Origin of the sequence: Xanthomonas cannabis pv. cannabis (assembly GCF_000802365.1) — a bacterium.
Taxonomy (GTDB): domain Bacteria; phylum Pseudomonadota; class Gammaproteobacteria; order Xanthomonadales; family Xanthomonadaceae; genus Xanthomonas; species Xanthomonas cannabis.
Genome location: NZ_JSZE01000201.1, coordinates 1 through 1,928, shown reverse-complemented (window position 1 = coordinate 1,928; position 1,928 = coordinate 1). Strand labels below are relative to the sequence as shown.

The following is a 1,928-nucleotide window of genomic DNA, read 5'->3' as shown; positions in this document are numbered from 1 at the left end:
GTTCAAGGATCGATCCGATCCATCTAATGCCGGGACTGAACACCTAGGGCGTGTCATCAATTGAGCAAGATGACGGAGGCGATCCAGTAGATCGCTCCAAGGAAGTTGCAGGCGGTCTTGTCGTATAGAGTCGCAATGGCGCGGTACTGCTTGAGTTTGGCAAAGGAGTTCTCAATCAGGTGTCGATTCTTGTACAGCACCCGGTCGTAGTCGCGCTGCACCTTGCGGGTTGGATGGGAGAGGATGACGATCTGCGTCCCCTGCCGCTGCACCGGTTCGATGACCCGGGCGCTGGCATCGTAGGCTCGATCAGCAAGCAAGGCTCCGACCGACACGTGCGGCAACAAGACATCTGCACCTTCCAGATCCGACGCCTGGCCTGCGCTCAGATGAAACGCCACTGGATTGCCGAGCGCATCGACCACTGAGTGGATTTTGCTGCTCAGTCCTCCGCGACTACGTCCGACGGCTTGCGGCTCCTCCCCTTTTGCCCCGGCGCTGTGCTGATGCGCCCGGACGATGGTGCTATCGATCATTGCGTATTCGTTGTCGGCGTCTTCGGACAGCGCCTGGAACGCCCGTTGCCAGACGCCGGCCCGACTCCAGCGGCTATGTCGCAGGTGGATCATGCGGAAATCACCGAAGCGCTCGGGCAGATCCCGCCAAGGGATGCCGGCTCGGTAGCGGTACAGCACTGCTTCGATAAATAGCCGGTTGTCTTTGGCGGTTACACCGATGTGGCCGACTCGACCAGGAAGCAGATCGCGGATGCGATCCCATTGATCGTCTCGCAGGACGTAGCGACGTGCCATTGCAGCAGGGGGCGGAAAAGGGGCAGCAAGCATCGTCTGTCCGATCAATTGATGACAATTCCTAGTGCCAGACGCTTTTCCTTACCGCCAAAGCGGTACTTCCATGGCCATAGCTTGGCGCCTTTCGGCAAGATCTCGACGTACAAGCTGCCGCCATCGAACAGCCTCACGGGCTTGGCAGCGGGCTTTGCGCTACGTACTGAAGCATCGCTAAGAGGCATGGGGCATCCAGATTCGCACTGTGGCCTGGTGCCCCCGATCAGCCTGGATTTCAATGGATCACGGTGGACCTAGGAGGACCTGCAGGCAACAAAAACCCGCGATTTCTCGGGGTTTTAGATTTGCTTGGACGTCCCTGGAGGGTTCATCTGGTGCGCCCGGTCCGCCCCAGGGCCGCAGCGCGCTCACGACGCCGCGGCACCCAACCTGACACGAGCATCACCTGCCCAGCAACAGCCACAAGCAAGCTCACCACCGCAACAAACCACCTCAGGTGTTCAGACCACCGCGCAACACCTCAAACCGCCGAAAACCGCGACTTTTGCGATTCCCCACTCCCGATTCACCGCCTCACATCGAACCGCGCATCCCCTACGCACGCCTGCACATCGGCCACCGAAAGCGGATTGAAATCGCCCGGAATCGAATGCTTCAAACAGCCGGCGGCCAGGCCGAAGCGCACCGTGTCGTCGAGCGACCAGCCTTCGATCAACCCGTGCAGCACGCCGGCCGCAAACGCGTCGCCGCCGCCGATGCGGTCGATGATGGGAGTGAGTTCTTCGCTGGGTGCACGCGCCACGGCGCCGTCGCGCGGCACCAGCATCGCGCCAAGGCTGTGGTGGTCCACGTGATGCGCCACGCGCTGCGTGCAGGCCATCAACTGCAGCTGCGGGAATGCGGCAAAGGCCTGTTGCGCAGCCGCTTCCACGCGTGCTTCCAGCGTGTCCTGTGGAAACTCGCCGCCCAGCACCACGCCGATGTCGCGGTAGTCGGCAAACACCACATCCGCACACGCAAACAGCTGATGCAGGATGCCGCGCGCATCGCCCTGCCAGCGCTGCCACAACTTGGGCCGGTAATTGCCGTCGAACGACACCTTGACCCCGGCCGCCCGCG

Annotated in this window: 3 protein-coding genes; all 3 read right to left on the bottom strand. The window is 61.8% G+C overall.

Going from position 1 to position 1,928, the window contains the following annotated elements; all coding sequences use genetic code 11:
* Window positions 1-56: 56 nt before the first annotated feature.
* On the bottom strand, window positions 57-812 hold the full coding sequence (locus tag OZ10_RS20035) for an IS5 family transposase (RefSeq protein ID WP_039406964.1): 756 nt from the start codon (window positions 810-812) through the stop codon (window positions 57-59).
* A 44-nt stretch (window positions 813-856) separates the two neighbouring features.
* Window positions 857-1,033: an Arm DNA-binding domain-containing protein gene (locus OZ10_RS20030; RefSeq protein ID WP_338117743.1), complete on the bottom strand. Its 177-nt coding sequence runs from the start codon at window positions 1,031-1,033 to the stop codon at window positions 857-859.
* Window positions 1,034-1,374: 341 nt separating this feature from the next.
* On the bottom strand, window positions 1,375-1,928 hold a 554-nt coding region (locus tag OZ10_RS20025; RefSeq protein ID WP_039566843.1), incomplete at its 5' end, for a PfkB family carbohydrate kinase.